A 292-nucleotide genomic window follows, 5' to 3' on the forward strand; every position below is an offset into this window, starting at 1 on the left:
TTGATAAAGGTGTAAACCAAGTAATGATGGAAGTGTCTTCCCATGCGTTAGTCCAAGGCCGTGTCTATGGTTGTGATTATGTCATTGCAATTTTTACGAACTTATCGCAGGACCATCTAGATTTTCATAAGGATTTGGATGATTATTTACGAGCAAAGAGTCTGTTATTTGCTCAATTAGGAAATACCTATAGCGAAGAAAATCAAAAGTATGCTGTAATTAATCAGGACGATGATGCTAGTACGCCTCTTAAAAGCAGTACTGCCCAACATGTTATCACCTATGGAGTGAA

At 37.7% G+C, this 292-nt stretch carries 1 protein-coding gene; it reads left to right on the top strand.

Annotation, left to right across the window (positions count from 1 at the left end):
- Positions 1 to 292, top strand: a 292-nt coding sequence (locus JKP73_RS22805) for a Mur ligase family protein (protein WP_267903284.1), incomplete at both ends; no start/stop codon positions are given.

This window comes from Virgibacillus salexigens (assembly GCF_014905415.1).
Lineage (GTDB): Bacteria > Bacillota > Bacilli > Bacillales > Amphibacillaceae > Virgibacillus > Virgibacillus salexigens.